At 54.9% G+C, this 18,526-nt stretch carries 18 protein-coding genes; 5 read left to right on the top strand and 13 right to left on the bottom strand.

The genetic code is table 11. The annotated features are described in order from the left end of the window. Positions 1 to 69: 69 nt before the first annotated feature. The 11 genes from P1U71_RS02025 to folK all read right to left on the bottom strand — a co-directional run bounded on the left by P1U71_RS02025 (position 70) and on the right by folK (position 8,786). Positions 70 to 339: a hypothetical protein gene (locus P1U71_RS02025; RefSeq protein WP_301103881.1), complete on the bottom strand. Its 270-nt coding sequence runs from the start codon at positions 337 to 339 to the stop codon at positions 70 to 72. A 207-nt stretch (positions 340 to 546) separates the two neighbouring features. Beyond that, positions 547 to 1,467, bottom strand: a complete 921-nt coding sequence (gene era / locus P1U71_RS02020; protein ID WP_301103880.1) for a GTPase Era — start codon at positions 1,465 to 1,467, stop codon at positions 547 to 549. Next, on the bottom strand, positions 1,460 to 2,161 hold the full coding sequence (gene rnc, locus P1U71_RS02015; protein WP_301103879.1) for a ribonuclease III: 702 nt from the start codon (positions 2,159 to 2,161) through the stop codon (positions 1,460 to 1,462). The genes era and rnc overlap by 8 nt, the downstream gene beginning before the upstream one ends. Next, entirely contained in the window at positions 2,161 to 2,910 is a 750-nt protein-coding gene (lepB, locus tag P1U71_RS02010; protein ID WP_301103878.1) for a signal peptidase I, read from the bottom strand. The genes rnc and lepB overlap by 1 nt, the downstream gene beginning before the upstream one ends. Before the next feature lie 95 nt (positions 2,911 to 3,005). Then, on the bottom strand, positions 3,006 to 3,416 hold the full coding sequence (gene acpS / locus P1U71_RS02005; RefSeq protein WP_301103877.1) for a holo-ACP synthase: 411 nt from the start codon (positions 3,414 to 3,416) through the stop codon (positions 3,006 to 3,008). A 16-nt stretch (positions 3,417 to 3,432) separates the two neighbouring features. Further along, on the bottom strand, positions 3,433 to 4,173 hold the full coding sequence (locus P1U71_RS02000) for a pyridoxine 5'-phosphate synthase (RefSeq protein WP_301103876.1): 741 nt from the start codon (positions 4,171 to 4,173) through the stop codon (positions 3,433 to 3,435). Further along, positions 4,170 to 4,760: a DUF2062 domain-containing protein gene (locus tag P1U71_RS01995; protein WP_301103875.1), complete on the bottom strand. Its 591-nt coding sequence runs from the start codon at positions 4,758 to 4,760 to the stop codon at positions 4,170 to 4,172. Before P1U71_RS01995 ends, P1U71_RS02000 begins: the two co-directional genes overlap by 4 nt. A gap of 51 nt (positions 4,761 to 4,811) precedes the next feature. Then, complete coding sequence (gene pyrE / locus P1U71_RS01990; RefSeq protein WP_301103874.1) at positions 4,812 to 5,399, bottom strand: orotate phosphoribosyltransferase; 588 nt, start codon at positions 5,397 to 5,399, stop codon at positions 4,812 to 4,814. Between the two features lie 29 nt (positions 5,400 to 5,428). Continuing rightward, positions 5,429 to 7,582 (bottom strand): bifunctional (p)ppGpp synthetase/guanosine-3',5'-bis(diphosphate) 3'-pyrophosphohydrolase, encoded by a 2,154-nt coding sequence (locus P1U71_RS01985; RefSeq protein WP_301103873.1) that lies wholly within the window; start codon positions 7,580 to 7,582, stop codon positions 5,429 to 5,431. Between the two features lie 153 nt (positions 7,583 to 7,735). Further along, entirely contained in the window at positions 7,736 to 8,140 is a 405-nt protein-coding gene (gene rpoZ / locus P1U71_RS01980; protein WP_301103872.1) for a DNA-directed RNA polymerase subunit omega, read from the bottom strand. Between the two features lie 127 nt (positions 8,141 to 8,267). Beyond that, positions 8,268 to 8,786, bottom strand: a complete 519-nt coding sequence (gene folK / locus P1U71_RS01975) for a 2-amino-4-hydroxy-6-hydroxymethyldihydropteridine diphosphokinase (RefSeq protein WP_301103871.1) — start codon at positions 8,784 to 8,786, stop codon at positions 8,268 to 8,270. A gap of 181 nt (positions 8,787 to 8,967) precedes the next feature. On the opposite strand from folK, the gene P1U71_RS01970 reads away from it, so the two are divergent. Next, on the top strand, positions 8,968 to 9,573 hold the full coding sequence (locus P1U71_RS01970; RefSeq protein WP_301103870.1) for an NYN domain-containing protein: 606 nt from the start codon (positions 8,968 to 8,970) through the stop codon (positions 9,571 to 9,573). A 293-nt stretch (positions 9,574 to 9,866) separates the two neighbouring features. Further along, entirely contained in the window at positions 9,867 to 11,219 is a 1,353-nt protein-coding gene (locus P1U71_RS01965) for a DUF2235 domain-containing protein (protein ID WP_301103869.1), read from the top strand. A gap of 5 nt (positions 11,220 to 11,224) precedes the next feature. On the opposite strand, the gene smpB is transcribed toward P1U71_RS01965, so the two are convergent. Both smpB and dapA read right to left on the bottom strand, forming a co-directional pair. Further along, complete coding sequence (gene smpB / locus P1U71_RS01960; RefSeq protein ID WP_301103868.1) at positions 11,225 to 11,677, bottom strand: SsrA-binding protein SmpB; 453 nt, start codon at positions 11,675 to 11,677, stop codon at positions 11,225 to 11,227. Between the two features lie 17 nt (positions 11,678 to 11,694). Continuing rightward, a complete protein-coding gene (gene dapA / locus P1U71_RS01955; protein ID WP_301103867.1) occupies positions 11,695 to 12,573 on the bottom strand; it encodes a 4-hydroxy-tetrahydrodipicolinate synthase in 879 nt (292 codons plus the stop codon). A gap of 268 nt (positions 12,574 to 12,841) precedes the next feature. Here dapA and pepN point away from each other — a divergent pair, with 268 nt between their 5' ends. From pepN to P1U71_RS01940, 3 genes are all read left to right on the top strand, one after another. Beyond that, positions 12,842 to 15,472: an aminopeptidase N gene (gene pepN / locus P1U71_RS01950; RefSeq protein ID WP_301103866.1), complete on the top strand. Its 2,631-nt coding sequence runs from the start codon at positions 12,842 to 12,844 to the stop codon at positions 15,470 to 15,472. Between the two features lie 93 nt (positions 15,473 to 15,565). Beyond that, the gene (locus P1U71_RS01945) at positions 15,566 to 17,755 is read left to right on the top strand and encodes a lytic transglycosylase domain-containing protein (RefSeq protein ID WP_301103865.1); all 2,190 of its coding nucleotides are present in this window, start codon (positions 15,566 to 15,568) and stop codon (positions 17,753 to 17,755) included. A gap of 81 nt (positions 17,756 to 17,836) precedes the next feature. After that, positions 17,837 to 18,526, top strand: a complete 690-nt coding sequence (locus P1U71_RS01940; protein WP_301103863.1) for a haloacid dehalogenase type II — start codon at positions 17,837 to 17,839, stop codon at positions 18,524 to 18,526.

The following is an 18,526-nucleotide window of genomic DNA, read 5'->3' as shown; positions in this document are numbered from 1 at the left end:
TATGGCAGATTTTGGCTGTCTGTCAAAGAGTTTAGTTGCAATTTTTTATACGTTTCGTGGATTGAGGGCCTATCGGCCCATGATCCATTCGCGGGCCATTTTCTGCGCCTTGGATATTTCCTGCGACGACATATCCATGGAAATCTCGGCGCGAATTTCACGGGCTTCCTCAATGCCGTTCATCGCCGCCAGATTAAACCATTTATGCGCGGTCACCAGATCCTGTGGCACCCCGTTTCCGGTCGAGAAAATCAGACCCGCCCGAAACTGTTCATCAGGAATACCCGCATCTGCACTTTTCAGATGTTTTTCAATATAATTCTTGCTGCCTTTAGCCATTTCCAAATCCCCATATTCAAGCGACTAACCGGACAAAAATACACTCACGGAAAGAATTAAATTCTTTTCAAGTCGCATGATGGAAGGGATTTGGTTAATATTTTGTTTCACTCTTCAACTTTTTAACCATGGTCATTAAAGCTTCATAATCGCGAAACCCGCGCTATCGTGACCTGTAAATGAAGAATCCACGGCGTTAAAGGGCGATCAGTCTTTCGGAAAGTCGAGGCCCATCTCGCGATAGCGTTCCGGATCGTCGAGCCATTTTTCCCGAACCTTGACGAACAGGAACAGATGCACCCGGCGCTCAAGCATCTCCTCCAGCTCCTCGCGAGCAAGTTCCCCGACCTTCTTGATGGCCTGCCCGCCCTTGCCAAGAACAATCGGCTTGTGATTAGCGCGAGACACATAGACCACCTGCTGGATCTTGACGGAGCCGTCTTTTCGCTCTTCCCAGCTTTCCGTCTCGACGGTCAGGGAATAGGGAAGCTCCTGATTGAGGCGCATGAAGAGCTTTTCGCGCGTCACCTCTGCCGCAAGTTGGCGCATCGGGGCGATAGCAAGCTGATCCTCAGGGTAGAGCCAGGGCCCTTCTGGCATTTCCGTCGCAAGAGCGGCCCGCAAATCCGCGACCCCGTCTCCGGTCAACGCGGAGATCATGTATATTTCATCGAAGATGCCCCGCTCGGAGAGGGACTGCGCAAGCGCGAGAAGACTATCCCGTTTCAGGATATCAATCTTGTTGAGGATGACATGCGCGCGCCGCCCATTTTTTTCAAGGCCCGCGATAATGCGCTCCACATCCGCCGAAATGCCCTTCGCGGCATCTATGATCAGGACGACGCGGTCCGCATCCTCAGCCCCACTCCAGGCCGCATCAACCATTGCCTTCTCCAACCGGCGGGATGGCTTGAAGATGCCCGGCGTATCAACAAAGATGATCTGGCTATTGGCTTCGATGGCAATTGCGGTGACGCGGGTGCGGGTCGTCTGCACCTTTGGCGTGACAATGGCGATTTTCGCGCCCACCAGTTGATTGAGCAGGGTCGATTTTCCGGCATTCGGCGCACCGACAAGAGCGACATAGCCGCACCGCGTCGATCCCTCGCCCGTCTGTTGATCACTCACCTTTTAATTCCTTTAGCATTTGCGCCGCCGCTCTTTGCTCTGCGGCTCGTTTTGACGACCCGGACCCGGTTGCAGGACTATGGTCTGTTACCTCCACCATCACCTTGAAGCGGCGGTCATGATCCGGCCCTGTTTCTTCCACCACAGAGTAACAGGGAAGTGCCCTGCCCGTCTTGGCGAGAAATTCCTGAAGCGCCGATTTCGCGTCTTTTTTTGACGCATCCTTAAAATCGAAGCGCGGCCACCATTTCGATTTTATAAATTTACGTGCGGCGCGAAATCCACCATCCAGATAGAGTGCGGCGATCACTGCCTCCATCACATCTTCCAGGATGGACGGATTTTCCCGCCCGCCTGCGGCGGCAAGATCACCGGCCATGTGGATATAGTCCTGAAGGCCTATTTCCAAGGCGATCTCCGCCAGGGTTTCGCGGCGGACTTGCGCATTATAGCGGCGGGACAGCTGCCCGGCCTCCGCCGTCTCGAACCGTCGGAAAAGCTCTTCACTGATCACCAGGCCGAGGACACGATCCCCTAGGAATTCAAGTCTGTCGTAATCCTCGCCCTCTGTCTTTTTTCCTTTTCCCTTGATCAGGGAGGAATGGGTCACCGCTGCCTTCAGAAGGGCAATATCCTTGAACTCATGGCCGAGCAAGGCCGCCAGTTCTTGAGGATTTTTTGCCGGGCCGGACATCAGCTAAGGGAGTTGAAAATCCGGTTCCAGCGAATGGCCGTGGGATATTTCCATATCTCGTACCACTCAGCGGAACCATCAAGCGACATAAAGATGATCTCGGCCCGGCCAACAAGATTTTCCACCGGCACATAGCCGACATGAGTCAAAAACCGGCTGTCCGTGGAATTATCGCGGTTGTCGCCCATGGCAAAGAGATGGTTTTCGGGCACCGTATAGACGTCCGTATTGTCCATGATGCCCTGCACCGTCTCATCCAATGTAAGGTAGGTTCGCCCGCTTGGCAGGGTTTCGCGATATTGGGCGATCCGACGGGCATTGCCGAAGCGATCCCGATCGACGAAATCCTCCACCCGCTCGCGCTTGACCGGCGTACCATTAATATAGAGGACGCCGTTGATCATCTGCAGCTGATCTCCCGGTAATCCCATGATCCGCTTGATATAATCAACCTGTTCGCCAATCGGCTTTTTAAAAACCGCAACATCCCCGCGCTTTGGCAATTCCTCGAAAATGCGGCCGGAAATCGGCGCGAGGCTGAAGGGGAAGGAATGGCGGCTATAGCCGTATGAGTATTTGGAGACAAACAGATAATCGCCGATCATCAGGGTCGGCAGCATCGATTCAGAAGGAATCTTGAACGGCTCATAAGCAAAGGTCCGGATCACGACCGCAATCAGCACCGCATAAATAATCGTGCGGATAGTTTCCCCGATTCCGCCCTTGGCCTTCACCGCTTCTTCCTTCATAAATACTCTTCCAAAAAAATTACCAATAAAAAACATTCAATTGCACGATCAAGGCGCGCAGGCAACCGATTTTCCGCGCTTTTCCGTGTTTATCCCTATTCCTCTTGCGGGATCGCCGTAATCAGGACAATGGCCTGCGCCTGCGGCGGCTCATCTGTGATCGTCAGATGGATTTCAGTTACCATGCCCGGCGGTGTAATGCGTATGAGCTGCGCCAGCGCGCCACCCGTCAGCGCAATTGTCGGCTTTCCCGACGGCAGGTTGACAACCCCCATATCCTTCCAGAAGACACCCCGGCGAAATCCGGTACCGAGGGCTTTGGAGCAGGCCTCCTTCGCGGCGTATCTTTTGGCGTAGGATTCCACCCGGTTGAGCCGCCGTTCCGATTTGGCGATTTCCACTTCGGTATAGATGCGCCTGATGAAACGCTCCCCGAACCGGTCCAGCGTTTTTTCGATCCGCCGAATGTCGATGATATCATTGCCAAGGCCGATTATTCGGGACATCTCTCCCTGCCTTACCCTAGGCCACGGCCTGACGGGCGTCGTCCATCAGTTTGCGCATCTTTAACATGGCCGGTTCCAGACCGGAAAAAATCGCTTCACCAATGAGGAAATGCCCGATGTTCAACTCAACAATCGTCGGGATCGCGGCTATCGGGCTCACGGTGCCATAGGTCAGGCCGTGACCTGCATGGCATTCAAGGCCAAATTCCTCGGCCAGCGCCGCTGCCTTCTGGATACGATCGAACTCTGCCTGCCGCTGTGCGGGGTCGTCCGCATCACAATAGGCGCCCGTGTGAATTTCAACGATATCGGCGCCGAGTCTATGTGAAGCCTCAATCTGTCTTGGATCTGCTTCAATAAACAGGGAAACGCGAATGCCGGATCCCTTCAGGCTCTCCACATAATATTGCAATGTGTTATGCCCGCCCGCCACATCGAGGCCACCCTCCGTCGTCCGTTCCTCGCGCTTTTCCGGCACGAGGCAGCTTGCGTGCGGTTTATGGCTGAGGGCTATGTCCAGCATCTCTTTCGTCGCGGCCATTTCAAAGTTAAGCGGGATCGTCAATTCTTTTGCAAGGCGAGTGATATCCCCATCACTGATATGACGGCGATCCTCCCGCAGATGCGCGGTAATGCCGTCCGCACCCGCAGCCTCCGCAATCCGCGCTGCCCGCAGCGGGTCGGGATGAACGCCGCCGCGCGCATTGCGGATGGTTGCCACATGATCAATATTTATGCCTAATCTTAACTTTTTCATTTCTCCGTTACTCCCAACTTCTTCCCGCTTGCAATCTGCCTGTTTGCCTTTCGGGCCCGTGCCTTCAGGATTAACTGCGCCCGTTTCTCTTGAAATCTACGGATCAATCCCTGCAATGGATAGAAAAAAATGATCCAGACAAATATGGAGATCGGCAGGAAGGAAAACAGCATCGGATGAATAATTTCATAGAAAATATGCGAAACCTGGCCCCAATGGCCCGCCAGGACGCCGTCAAAGAAGGCCTTGAAGCTGGCATCGGAAAGCTCCGCATTGCCGGGTTCATTTCCTAAAATCCAGCGCCCGGTCTGATACAGCATGGTCCAGATAAAGGGAAAGGTCCAGGGATTGCCGACCGCTGTTCCAAGGGCGGAAGCCAGTATGCTCGCCCGGAAGATCCATGCCAGAAGCGCACTTAAAACGAAATGCAGCCCGACAAAGGGCGTGAAGGAAACCGCCGCCCCGAAGGCAAAACCGGCCGCCAGGCTATAAGGGGAGCCATTCAGGCGAACAAGTCGATAGCCGACATATTTGGACGAGCGGCGGAACCCGATCGCCGGCCAGACAAAATCAGTTAGCTGTTTCATTCTTGTTGTTTTCTGGCGTCGGCGGAACATTCAGGTGGCACTCACGTTAGACTATTTGAGATTGCGGCTACCCGGTTTTATGGCCGGTGTCGCGGCAAGCTCCGGCGGTATTTTATCGGCCTCAAAAGTTTTCACATCCATTTTCATCAAAGAAACCAGCGGAACCCCGACATCGGCACTTCCGTTGGAGCGGTCGATCAGGCAGGTTGCCCCAACCACCTCCCCGCCTGCCGCGCGGATTGCCTCAATGCATTCACGGCTGGATTTACCTGTCGTGACAATATCCTCAGACATGATCACCCGCGCACCCGGCGCGAGATGAAACCCGCGGCGCAGCGTAAACTCGCCGTTCTCCCGTTCGGTAAAGATACCGGGCACGCCCAGTTGTCGCGCCAGTTCATATCCGACGATAATCCCGCCCATGGCCGGCGCGACCACAATGTCCGCCGCCTTCTCACCAAGAGCCGCCTCAACCTTATCCGCCAGCGCCCGGCAGAGTGCTGCCGCCCGGTCCGGATACATCAGCACCTTGGCACATTGCAGGTAACGATCCGAATGCAAGCCTGAGCTCAGCAGGAAATGCCCTTCCAGTAAAGCATCCGTTTCCCGGAAATGGGACAGGATTTCTTCCTCTTTCATAGTTCCCTCTTCTCTTTGGCCCAATCAGACTAGCCGGCCGATCTTTCCACGGAGCTGATCACCGGATCAGCCCGCAGCGCCGCAATAATATTGGTCAGATGGCGGACATCCTTGACCTGAATATCGATCAGCATTTCGAAAAAATCCTGACTCCGGTTGACGATAGATAAATTGTTTATGTTGCCGTTATTAGACGCAATCGTCGAGGTGATCCCGGAAAGTGCACCGGGCTCGTTCGCCATAATAATCGAAATTCGGCCAACGGGAAGGGCGGCCTGCTGATTTTCCTCATCCCAGCTCACATCGAGCCAGCGCTCCGGCACCTCGGCGAACTGCTCCAGCGTATCGCAATCGATGGTATGGATTGTCACGCCGCGCCCCGTACTCACAATCCCGACAATGCGATCACCGGGAAGCGGATGACAACAGCCCGCAAGATGCATGGCCATGCCGGGGATCAGGCCGCGAATGGGAATGGAATGCTGCTTCTTGCCGCGCTCCGACTTTGATTTGCCCCGGTTGAGCGGAACGACATTATCTTCCTCGCGCTTGCGGGTCTCGCCGGGAAAGATAACATCTATCAACTGCCTGCCGGTATGGGAGCCATCGCCGAGCATATAATAGACATCGGCAGTACTTTCCTGATTCCAGACTTTAACAGCGGTCTGTAATGCCTTCTCTGCAAATCGTTTTCCTTCGACACGAAATGCCTTTTCCGCAATCGCCTTACCAAGCTCGATATACTGGCCGCGCTGCTTCATCCGGGTAAAACGACGAATGGCGGAACGTGCCTTGCCGCTCACCACAAAACTTTCCCAAGTTGGTGACGGCGTCTGGTTTTTGGACCGTAGTATCTCGACCTGATCGCCGTTCCTGAGCGGTGTCCGGAGCGGTGCCTGACGGCTGTTGATCTTCGCACCGACGCAGGTATTGCCGACATCCGTATGCACCGCATAGGCAAAATCGACGGGGCTACTGCCCTGCGGCAACGATATCAAATCGCCCTTGGGCGTGAAGCAGAACACCTGATCCTGGAACATACTGAGTTTCGTGTGTTCCAGGAACTCGTCCGGATCGACCGTATTTTCCAGAATTTCCAGCAATTCGCGAAGCCAGCGGTACTGCTTGCCCTCCTTTACATTCTGGAGGCTTTCCTTGTACTGCCAGTGTGCCGCAACACCATACTCATTGGTCTCATGCATCTCTCTTGTACGGATCTGTACTTCGATGCGCTGTTTTTCCGGCCCGATAACCGTTGTATGGAGGGAGCGGTAATTATTGCGCTTCGGGATGGAGATATAATCCTTGAAGCGCCCCGGCACCATGGAATATTTCGCATGCAGGATACCGAGCACATGGTAGCATTCCTCCACCGTCTCCACGACGATACGAAAGGCGATGATATCGGCCAGTTGCTCGAAGGAGACATTGTTTTTCTCCATCTTGCGCCAGATCGAGTAAAACCGTTTTTCCCGACCGTAGATTTCCGCGACAACATTGTCCGACCTGACATCCTTTTCCAGCTCCTCGACGATCCGCTCGACCAGATCCTCGCCTTCCTCGCGCAAATATTCCAGCCGCCGCTTGATCGAGTTCCGGGCCTCGTTATTCAGCTCGATAAAGGCAAGGTCTTCCAGATCATCGCGGAAACCCTGCATGCCGATCCGCTCAGCCAGCGGCGCATAAATCTCCATCGTCTCGGTGGCGATCCGCTTGCGCTTTTCCGGGTTCTTGATGAAATGCAGGGTCCGCATGTTATGCAGCCGGTCGGCCAGCTTGACCAGAAGCACGCGAATGTCGTTGGACATCGCCAGAAGGAGTTTGCGGAAATTCTCCCCCTGCTTGGTCTGGTCCGACTGCAGCTCAATCTGCGAGAGCTTGGTCACCCCATCGACGAGCCCGGCAATCTCGCTGCCGAACGTCTCTTCGATCTGCTCTTTGGTGGCGACCGTATCCTCAATCGTGTCATGCAAAAGGGCGGTCACAATGGTTGCCGTGTCGAGCTTCAGCTCGGTCAGGATACCGGCGACTTCGATGGGATGGGAAAAATAGGGATCGCCCGACGCGCGCACCTGGCTGCCATGCGCCTTGATGGTGAAAATATACGCCCGATTGAGAAGATCCTCATCGGCTTGCGGATCATAACTTAAAACGCGATCAACAAGTTCAACCTGGCGAAGCATCAGCGATTACGGGATCGGCAACTGCCGCTCCCCTCCTGCTGACATATAATACTGAAAAATCCAGTGTGGTCTGCTTTGATACTCAAACTCGCCGATCCCGGCATTTTTGTCTCATATACGAGTTGTAAATGCCGGGTTTTACCTGTGTTGCAATCAGTCCTCAGCTTGGGGTTCATCGGCATTCGTTTCTGCTGCCGGCGCATCCCCATCCGTTGCCCCGACTTCATCGGCTGAAAAAGTATCAACGGCGGTATTCTCCTGAATAACACCGGCCCATTCGTTACTGGCGCTCATCAGGGCGGCCATGTTGTCTTCTTCAGGCTCATCAACCTCAACGCGGCGCTGCAGCGAATGCACAAGACTATCCTTCAGTTCATCCAGTTCAATCGTGCCATCGCCGATCTCGCGAAGGGAAACGACCGGGTTCTTGTCATTGTCCCGGTCGACAGTCAGCATCGAACCCGCAGCGATTTCCCGTGCCCGGCGGGCCGCCAGCAGAACGATCTCGAAACGGTTCGGAACTCTTTCAACGCAATCTTCAACAGTGACGCGTGCCATTTACAGTAACTCCAATTGTCTGTGATTTGTTTATTACATATGCGTTTGCGCCGCGGATAGCAAGTTAAACTGACATAAAAAGCCGCCAGAATATGGCACTTTCAAGCCATTTCGTCGCTTTTACGCATCAGCAGGAGATATCGTCCGGCCCGACAATGTCAAACGGCTGCTCCGAGGGGAGCATTTTGAGTAATTCCGACGCCCGCAAACCACTCACCGGATGGCGCCAGCCCGGCGCGATTTCATGAATCGGCGCGAGAACGAATGCCCGCTCCTGCATATGGGGATGTGGCAGAACCGGACCGGCGAGTTGGTCCTGATTCTCCGTGATCCGGTCATGATAGGCGAGCAGATCAAGATCGAGGACCCGCGCCTCCCATCGCTGCCGACGGATGCGACCGAAATCCCGCTCTATCTTGTGCAGCATTTGAAGCAGATCATCTTCGGACATGTCTGTTTCAACGGCGAGCACCGCGTTTACAAACCACGGTTGATCGGAGGCCGGCACCGGGGCGGAGCGATACCAGCTGGACTGCCGCGCGACATGAAGGACACCGCGAAAACGGCGCACCACCTCTGTCAGCGTATTTAGCGGATCGCTATAGTCCGGATGTGGCATATTTGCCCCTAAACCAATCAATATCACCTAAAATTTTCCTCAAAAACCATGAAAACGCCTCGGTTTTCGCTTTATTTCATCACAATCACCACGATGACATACAATTCTTATCTAGAGAATTTCAAATAATTTTGCTATTGATGAAAGGTTAGAGAGCGAAAGCGAACACACGAAGAACTAATTTATAGTACTAAATGCGGAAGTCGTAATGCCTTTTTACTCCGAAGAGCGAATTGCTCTTTTCATCGATGGCTCCAATTTGTATGCGGCCGCCCGGGCGCTCGGTTTTGACATCGATTATAAAAGATTACTCGGCGAATTCGCCGCAGAAGGTCGTCTGGTCCGTGCTTTCTATTATACCGCACTGATTGAAGATCAGGAATATTCCCCTATTCGCCCCCTCGTCGACTGGCTCGACTATAACGGCTATACCATGGTGACGAAGCCGACCAAGGAATTCACGGATTCGACAGGTCGGCGCAAATACAAGGGAAATATGGATATCGAGCTGGCCATCGACATGATGGAACTGGCGAAGCATATCGACCATGCGGTGCTGTTCTCCGGCGATGGCGACTTCCGCCGGCTGGTTGAATCGATCCAGCGGCAAGGCGTCCGTGTCACTGTCGTCAGCACGGTAAAATCACAACCCCCCATGATCGCCGATGAGCTGCGCCGCCAGGCTGATTTCTTCATTGAGCTGAAAGACCTTGAGAAAAAAGTTGGCCGGGCCGGCGGTCAAAAACCCGACCGTGACTATGAGGACTATCCGGGCGACTTCGAACCCTATGAAGACGCCGAGGAAATCGCCTGACCGGAAATTTCCTCAATGAAGTCAATCCACTACTGAGATTTCTTTAACTCTTCAGCGACTTTCTCCGAGATTTCCCTCATCCCTGTCACGGCACTTCCCTGCCAATCAGCTTCGCAAATAACGCATTTTTTCATAGAACGAAGCACCGAAATACGTTTACAATGTTTCTGGCATTTAAGGCAGGGAGTGCCGCTGTATAATCTGAAAATGTATGATTTCGTTGCGGACATTGACGATAAGGCTGCCCGTGACACTCGCCATGCTATAATTATATGGCTGACAGAGGGAAGGTTATGGCTCGAAAACTAGTGGTCTTAAGTGACGGCAGCTGGATCGCCCCGCAATTCCGGAGCAGGAACAGGCGCGTGCCGGGCAATGCCACTCTCGCCTTCCACTCGATCGCCGAGAGTAATGAGGCCGGCGAGGAGCAACTCCGCCATCTCCATGATCTGGATGCAAAACCCGCCATTCACAAACGGCTGATGCAGCGCACATTCGGCGTCGGCATGAAGGCTGAAATTTTCAACAACTATAAGTTCCTCTCACAAAATTATCACAGCGAGCAGGACGAGATTTACCTTTTCGGCGCCGGGCTTGGTGCCTGTAATATCCGGCGGCTGACGGATCTGCTGGATAAGGTTGGCATATTACCGCCGGATCAGCTGCATCTCCTGCCGGAGGCCTATGAATACAGCCAGATACCGGAAGAGGCACTGGATACGCCAGGCGCAAAGTCACTGGCCGGGCATCTCCCCTCCCAACCGGTGCAAATTCGCTTTCTCGGCTGCTGGGATACGGTCGGCAGCCAGGGCCTGCCCCTGCCCGGCCTACATCGGGTTTCGCAAAGCTGGATGACATTTCACGATCACAAACTCAATGCCAATGTCGAGAGTGCATTTCAGGCCCTCGCCCTTGATGAGCGGCGCAGCCGGTTCAAGCCGGGCCTCTGGACCGGCGTGCATTCACCAACAACAAAGGCCGTTGAGCAGGTCTGGTTCCCCGGCTCCCATGAGAATATTGTGGGGGGCCGTCGAGATAGCCGCCTCTCAGACATTTCGCTTCGCTGGATGCTTGACCGCGCCGCCGAGCAGGGCCTTCATATAGACATCGGAAAACTGGATGAGATGACCACGCCGGACGTGCTGGGGAAAATCGCCATGAACCGGCGAAAGGTTTTCGGCGTCCGCATCCCGTTCAAGAAACAGTTTAACCGTCCCGTCGGGCTGACGGGCAAGGGGTTCCCGCCCGAGTTTGAGGCGGAGAAACTGCATGAATCCGTTCTGAAACGCCGGGAACTGGACAAGAAATACCGGCCCCGGCAGCTCGCGAGCCTCTCCGACAGCGATATTCCCGTCTATCGTGAGCATATGGATGCGACGAGCAACAAACGGCGCCACCCACGGGTGAAGATCGACTGGCCGGGCTTTATCATCACCAACGAGACAAAGATGAACGTCAGCCTGGTGGATTATAGCCGTTCTGGCGCGAAAGTCTGGGTGCAGGGCAAACTGCCAAAAGGCACAGAACTTGTCCTGCAATCTTCCCGCGCCTTTTCAGAGGGGCTTAAAAGCCGGGTTGTCTGGGTGCAGGATAATTTTCTCGGCCTTGAATTCGTGAGCCCACTCCCCGCGGAGGCGTCGGCCTAGAAAAATCAGACGCTGCTTTTTAACAGCCGCTGTTTTTCACGGCCCCAGTCGCGGTCACGCTCCGTCGCGCGCTTGTCATGCTGCTTCTTGCCCGAGGCAAGACCCACCTTCACCTTTGCAATGCCGCGATCGTTGAAATACATCGAGAGCGGCACAAGCGTCTTGCCTGCCTTCTGAATCTGGCCCGCAATCTTCTTGATTTCCTTTTTATGCATCAGAAGCTGACGCGGACGGAGCGGATCATGGTTATTGCGGTTACCGTGGCCATATTCGGAGATATGCGCATTGATCAGATACAGGCCGTCATTTTCAAAAGACGCATAAGCATCCTGAATGTTCGCCCGCCCGGCGCGGAGGCTCTTCACCTCCGTCCCGAGCAGGATCATCCCCGCCTCGAACTCTTCATGAATGAAGTAGTTATAGCGGGCCTTCCGGTTTTCCGCGATTGTGCGGCCCATATCTGTATCTGCCTTTGTTAGTTCAGGATGCCCGCATGGCGCATCGCTGCCTCAATTTCCCGCTTGGTTTCATCCTTAACCACAGGAATGATCGGCATCCGCACATCCGGTTTGCATTTACCAAGCAGTGACAAGGCATATTTGGTGGGTGCCGGGCTCGATTCAAGGAACAGCGCCCGGTGCAGCGGCATCAGGCGATCCTGCAGCTCAATCGCTTTTGCATTGTCGCCCGCAAGGCTCGCTTCCTGCATCTGGGAGGCAAGTTCCGGCGCGACATTCGCGGACACCGAAATACAGCCATTTCCGCCATGGGCATTAAACCCGATGGCCGAGCCATCTTCACCGGAAAGCTGGTTAAAGTCCGTGCCGCAATGAAGGCGCTGCAAGGAAACGCGCGCCACATCGCCCGTCGCATCCTTGACGCCAACAATGTTTTTAAGCTTTGCGAGGCGTCCCATGGTCTCCGGCGTCATGTCGACGATCGATCGGCCGGGGATGTTGTAGATATAAATCGGGATATCCACGGCGTTATTAATCGCCTCATAATGCGCATACATGCCTTCCTGCGTCGGCTTGTTGTAATATGGCATCGCGATCAGGGCAGCATCGGCCCCGGCATCCTTGGCGTGCTTCGTCAGGCGGATTGCCTCCAACGTGTTGTTGGAGCCTGCGCCCGCCATTACCGGCACGCGCCCCTTTGCAACTTCGATACAAAGTTCCACCACACGGTCATGCTCCGGATGGCTCAAGGTCGGGGACTCACCCGTGGTACCGACAGGAACGAGTGCCTTGGTTCCGGATTTTATTTGCCAGTCACAGAATGATTGAAACGATTTCTCGTCCAGGCGCGCTCCATCAAAGGGAGTGACAAGCGCTGTAATCGATCCTCTAAACATGACAAAAATCCTCAAGTAAGTTTAAGTTGTTATATTCGCCTCGCGTATCATTACGCCCGTATCATTCAGGCATTCCTTTCATTATCGCGGCGAACCGCCTGATTTACAGGCATGATACGGGGCATGGCAAGCAGTAACTGCACTTCCTATGTGCTTGCATCCACATTTTGGCGATTTATCGCAACATTGGTTTACCATCTGCTCTTGATCAAAGTGATAAGCGGGTTATCTTAAATTTATTGTCTTTTCCATGTAGAAGGTGTTCCCCTTGTCCAAATCCTCCGCGAAGCCCGCCACAATCTATCTTAAAGATTACAAAGAGCCGGATTTCCTGATCAAGACCGTCGATCTGACCGTCGAACTCGGGGAAGAGGATACTGTCGTCACCTCGCGGCTGGCGTTCCACCGCAATGACGCAGGTGCCACGAAACTCAGCCTGAACGGGGAGCATCTGACCCTGCAATCGGTCAAGATGGACGGGCACGCGCTCACGCCTGACGAATACAACATGACCGATGAATGGCTTCATCTGCCAATTGCGACGGTAACGACCGAGTTCACCCTGGAGATCGTCACCCGGATCAAGCCCCAGGAAAATACCGCCCTGGAAGGACTTTATAAGTCGAGCGGAAATTTCTGCACCCAATGCGAGGCGGAAGGCTTCCGCCGGATCACCTATTTCCTCGACCGGCCGGACGTCATGGCGGTCTTCTCCACCACCATCATCGGGGATGGCGACAAGTACCCCGTCATGCTCTCCAACGGCAACCTGACAGAGGATAAGACGCTGCCCGACGGACGGAAATCTGTCACCTGGAACGACCCACATCCAAAACCCGCTTATCTTTTTGCGCTGGTCGCGGGAGATCTCGCGGTAGTGGAGGATAGCTTCACCACCCAATCAGGTCGGGACGTCAAGCTGCAGATCTTCGTTGAAAAGGGCAACGAGGAGAAATGCGATCACGCGATGACGTCCCTCAAGAAATCGATGAAATGGGACGAGGAGAAATACGGACGCGAATATGATCTCGATATCTTCATGATCGTCGCGGTCAGCGATTTCAACATGGGCGCGATGGAGAACAAGGGCCTTAATGTCTTCAACTCCAAATATGTGCTGGCCTCCCCCGAGACAGCGACGGATGCGGATTTTGACGGGATAGAGAGCGTCATCGCCCATGAATATTTCCATAACTGGACCGGCAACCGCATCACCTGCCGCGACTGGTTCCAGCTCACGCTGAAGGAAGGCTTGACCGTTTTCCGGGACCAGCAATTCTCCGCCGATATGAACTCCGCCTCCGTTCAGCGCATCAGCGATGTGCAGCGGCTCCGCGCGGCACAATTCCCGGAGGATGGCGGCCCCCTCGCCCATCCGATCCAGCCGCAAAGCTATGTGGAGATCAATAACTTTTACACCGCCACCGTCTATGAAAAGGGCGCCGAGGTCATCCGCATGATTCATACGCTCCTGGGCGAAGAAAAATTCCGCAAAGGTATGGATCTTTATTTCGAACGCCATGACGGACAGGCGGTGACAACGGAGGAATTCGTCTCCGCGCTTGAAGACGGTTCCGGCGTCGATCTCACCCAGTTCCGTCGCTGGTACGTCACCCCCGGCACGCCGGAAGTCGCGGTGGACGAGAAGTTCGATGCCGAGACCGGTCAGTACAAGCTCACGCTGGAGCAGAAAAACGCCAAGGCAGGAGAAAATTTCGAGCCTCTGCATATTCCACTCCAGATGGGCCTTCTGGATGAAAACGGAAAAGCGCTTTCCTTCCCCGAAGGACCATTCAAGGGCGAGACGGAAGGCGTTTTCGATTTCACCACAGCGCGTCAGAGTTTTACTTTTTCGGGGCTCGCGAGCAAACCGAAAGCCTCCCTGTTCCGGGAATTTTCCGCCCCTGTTATCATCCGGCAGGAGATGAGCGACGACGCGCTCGCCTTCTTCTTCGCGAAAGATGAGGATTTATTCAATCGCTGGGACGCCGGACAACGCCTCGCCAGTAACATCATACTGAAGGAAATTGACGGCGGCGGGGATGGCGGGACGCTTCCTGAAGCCTTTCTGGATGCCTTTGCCGAAACTTTGGCCGCCAAGGATCTTGACCGTGCCTTTACCGCCTCTGCCCTCACCCTGCCGGGAGAGCAGGATATTGCGCAGAAAATGCCGATTGTCGATGTCGATGCGCTTCATACGGTTCGCGAAGCGGCGCGGCGGCAGATCGGCCTTACCTTTGAGACGGAGTGGCGCAAACTCTATGACGACTGCACAACCGCACGGGCCCCCGCCAATCAGCCCGAAAGCAGCAGCCGCAAGCTCAAAAACACGGCGCTAAGTTACCTCATTGCCACGGGGAAGGAGGAGTATGTCACTCTCGCCGAAACCCAATACCGCAAAGCCACGAATATGACCGATACTGTCGCGGCACTCGCCAGTCTTAAGGATACGGCCCATCCGGTGCGCGATGAATTATTCGCGGATTATTATGAAAAATGGCAAAAAGACGCCCTTATCGTCGACAAATGGTTCACATTGCAGGCGATGGCGGTGCGGGACAGCACGCTCTCCGATATCAAGGCCCTGATGAAGCATCCGGCCTTCGCGTTACCCAACCCGAATCGCCTGCGCTCCCTGATCGGAGCGTTCGCATCGGGTAACCCGGTGTATTTCCATGATAAATCAGGCGAAGGGTATCGTATCCTGTCCGGTGTCATTGCCTCCCTCAACAAGACGAACCCGCAGATCGCCGCACGGCTGGTCGTGCCGCTCGGTCAATGGCGACGGTATGACAAGGATCGGCAGGGCCTGATGACAGCCGAACTTGAGAAAATCCTTAAATTGCCTGATTTATCTGATCATGTTTACGAAATGGCAAACAAAAGCCTGCATAATTAGCAAAATTATCCGCTAATCTGATAATATGCATCTATTGCCGTTACAGATTGAGGAGTAGCTTTTACATCGTCGTTTAAATGATCGGTTAGGGTAATGCGAAAAGAGTTCGCCCTTGTGGCGCTAATGACCAGTACAATGCTTATCCCCCTGTCTGCCATTGCGGCGGGCAAGGCGGCGCTCGGGGACGGCCCGGCGCTTGAAGTAACCGTGACAGACGTTCCCCTGCCCTCCGCCTCCCTGCCCGAGGGTGAGTTTGTACCCGTTCCCATGTCAAAGCTGGAAATCGGGCCGATTGCCCTTCTGACGGCTGATCGGCCTCCGCTCCCGCAGACACGCCCGATTGGCATTGAATTACCGCCACATCCGTTATCAACCGGACTCTTGAGCGCGCGGGATATGAAGCTTTACAAGGAAGCCTTTGCCGCCGCCGACAAACAGCAATGGAACCGCGCCATCGAAATTGCCGGACGGGCCAAATACAGGTTACCCGCGGACATTATCGACTGGCGGTATTTCAGCGCCTATCGCAATCACGCGAGCTTCGCGCAAATCACCCGGTTTATTGAGGCGCATCCGGATTGGCCGGGTCAACGCACCCTTCGCCGCCGCGCGGAGCAGGCGCTGGATGACACGGTCGGTCAGGCGCGCATTCTCAAATGGTTTGCCGGACATGAACCCGTGACCGGAATCGGCATGTATCGCTACGGCGATGCCCTGATTAGCAGCGGCAAGCAAGCTGACGGCACAGACTGGCTCCGCAAGGCGTGGCTTCTCGGTGAGTTCTCCAAACAGACCGAGCAGGAAATCCTGCGGCGTTATGGCGGATTATTCACAACAGAGGATCATCAAAAACGCCTCGATCATCTTCTGTGGGAACGGGAGACGGACGCCGCCGTCCGCCTTTTCCCCTTCCTCAGCGAGGATATGAAAAAACTGGCGACCGCCCGTATTCGCCTGATCCGGAATTCGTGGAATGTGGATCAGGCCATCCGCGCCGTTCCCGCCGAGCTTCAGAATGATCCGGGATTGATCTTCGAGCGCGCGAAATGGCGCCGCCGCAAAGCATTGGACGAAGAATCCCGCGAATTGCTATTCGAGATGGATGACAGCGCGCCGCGCGCCGATAAATGGTGGCCGGAACGCCATGTCCATGCGCGCAAGCTGCTCGCCAAGGGACATATTACCGAGGCCTATAACCTCTCAAGTCAGCACGGCCTGACGGATGGGGAGGATTTTGCGGCCGCAGAATGGCTCTCCGGCTGGATAACGCTGCGCTTTCTCGACGATGCGGAGCAGGCCCTCAAGCATTTCACCCGGCTCTATGAAAATGTCAGCTATCCGATAAGCCGGGCCCGCGGGGCCTACTGGATCGGTCGCGCAAAAGAAAATCTCGGCGACAACGTCATGGCCGACTACTGGTACAAGGTCGCCGCGCAATATTACACCACCTATTATGGCCAGATGGCCCTGCATGAGCTGGGGCAGAAGAAACTGCCCGCCATCCCGCAGATAACCTCCGCCAAAAAGCTGATCGGCACCGAGAACAGCAAGGATGAGAAAATCCTGATCGTTCGCCATCTTGCTGAAATCGGTGCGACGAAATGGACGAAACCCTTCCTGCTGTCGATGGCCGAAAAGGCCGTGAGTGAATCGGACTATGTTACCGTCGCCGAGCTTGCCATCAATATCGGCCGCCCGGATTACGCCATTGCGGTGGCCAAGCGCGCGTCGCAACTTGGCACGGAACTTACCGAAATAAACTGGCCGACCCCAACCCTCGCCATCCAGAACCCGCCGATTGAACCGGCGCTGATGCTGGCCATCACGCGGCAGGAAAGCGCTTTCGCCAGCGATGCCATCTCCTGGGCGGGCGCACGTGGCCTGATGCAGTTGATGCCGGGCACGGCGAAGCTGGTTTCCCGCCAGTTGAATGTCCAATATTCGAAGGCTTTGCTCACGACCGATCCCGCCTATAACGCGAGACTGGGCAGCGCCTATCTCGCCAGCCTGATCGAGAGATTCAACGGCTCCTACGTGCTGGCCATTGCGTCCTATAACGCCGGGCCTGCAAATGTCCGCCGCTGGCTCAAGGAATGGGGCGATCCACGTTCGGGCGAGATCGATATGATCGACTGGATCGAATTTATCCCCTTCTCCGAAACCCGGAATTATGTCCAGCGCGTCATTGAAAATCTTCAGGTTTATCGCGAACGGCTGGCGCAGGAAGATGGCAGCATCCTTAAAATCAGCTATGACATCAACCGGGGCAGCGCGACCCACTAAAGCCTCCCTAATTCTTTACTTGCATTGGCGCGCCACATGACCAACATTCGGATAGGCGCACATTTGTGGAAAGAATGACCCATGGCAGCTTTAAGACTTGAGAATATCAAGGCCTGTGTCTTTGATGCCTATGGCACCCTGTTCGATGTCAACGCCGCCGCCCGCGCGGAACAGGCCGCGCTTGGTGATAAATGGCTGGAAATTGCCGATATCTGGCGCCTCAAGCAGCTTCAATATACCTGGCTCCGTAGTCTGCAAAAGCGTCATGCGGATTTCTGGCAGGTAACAGGTGAGGCGCTCGATTTTGCCCTGGCCAGCGCCCATGTATCGGACCCGGCGCTCCGCGAGCGCTTAATGAACCTCTATCTCACCCTCTCCGCCTATCCCGAAGTGAAAGCCACGCTGGAGCGGCTTAAATCCGCCGGGATCAAATGCGCGATCCTCTCGAACGGCACGCCGAAGATGCTCGCCGCAGCTGTCGAGAATGCTGGTATCACCTCACTCCTTGACGGCGTCTATTCAATCGAGGAAGTCGGGGTGTATAAACCGGACCCCTCCAGCTATCAAATGGCCGTCGATCAGCTCGGGCTTGAGCCCGCCGAGATTTCCTTTCAGTCGTCCAACGGATGGGATGCCTATGGCGCAAAGGCCTTCGGATTTAATGTTGTCTGGTGCAACCGTTTCGATCAGGCGGATGAGCGGCTTCCCGGCACGCCAGATGGCCAGATAAAAACACTTGATGAACTCCCGGCCATTATCGGCGCGAAATGA

Origin of the sequence: Sneathiella sp. (genome assembly GCF_029233945.1) — a bacterium.
GTDB lineage: Bacteria > Pseudomonadota > Alphaproteobacteria > Sneathiellales > Sneathiellaceae > Sneathiella.
Note: the sequence above shows the minus strand (reverse complement) of the source record. Positions and strands in the feature narration are given on the sequence as shown.

Bases quoted from the DNA above. Each gene is read 5' to 3' on its own strand.
- lepB (WP_301103878.1), bottom strand. From the start codon at position 2,910: ATGAAGGAAGAAGCGGTGAAGGCCAAGGGCGGAATCGGGGAAACTATC.
- acpS (WP_301103877.1), bottom strand. From the start codon at position 3,416: ATGTCCCGAATAATCGGCCTTGGCAATGATATCATCGACATTCGGCGG.
- P1U71_RS01945 (WP_301103865.1), top strand. From the start codon at position 15,566: ATGCGAAAAGAGTTCGCCCTTGTGGCGCTAATGACCAGTACAATGCTT.
- P1U71_RS01970 (WP_301103870.1), top strand. From the start codon at position 8,968: ATGCCTTTTTACTCCGAAGAGCGAATTGCTCTTTTCATCGATGGCTCC.
- P1U71_RS01940 (WP_301103863.1), top strand. From the start codon at position 17,837: ATGGCAGCTTTAAGACTTGAGAATATCAAGGCCTGTGTCTTTGATGCC.
- P1U71_RS02000 (WP_301103876.1), bottom strand. From the start codon at position 4,173: ATGAAAAAGTTAAGATTAGGCATAAATATTGATCATGTGGCAACCATC.
- rpoZ (WP_301103872.1), bottom strand. From the start codon at position 8,140: ATGGCACGCGTCACTGTTGAAGATTGCGTTGAAAGAGTTCCGAACCGT.
- P1U71_RS01965 (WP_301103869.1), top strand. From the start codon at position 9,867: ATGGCTCGAAAACTAGTGGTCTTAAGTGACGGCAGCTGGATCGCCCCG.
- P1U71_RS01995 (WP_301103875.1), bottom strand. From the start codon at position 4,760: ATGAAACAGCTAACTGATTTTGTCTGGCCGGCGATCGGGTTCCGCCGC.
- P1U71_RS02025 (WP_301103881.1), bottom strand. From the start codon at position 339: ATGGCTAAAGGCAGCAAGAATTATATTGAAAAACATCTGAAAAGTGCA.
- smpB (WP_301103868.1), bottom strand. From the start codon at position 11,677: ATGGGCCGCACAATCGCGGAAAACCGGAAGGCCCGCTATAACTACTTC.
- pyrE (WP_301103874.1), bottom strand. From the start codon at position 5,399: ATGAAAGAGGAAGAAATCCTGTCCCATTTCCGGGAAACGGATGCTTTA.
- rnc (WP_301103879.1), bottom strand. From the start codon at position 2,161: ATGTCCGGCCCGGCAAAAAATCCTCAAGAACTGGCGGCCTTGCTCGGC.
- dapA (WP_301103867.1), bottom strand. From the start codon at position 12,573: ATGTTTAGAGGATCGATTACAGCGCTTGTCACTCCCTTTGATGGAGCG.
- P1U71_RS01985 (WP_301103873.1), bottom strand. From the start codon at position 7,582: ATGCTTCGCCAGGTTGAACTTGTTGATCGCGTTTTAAGTTATGATCCG.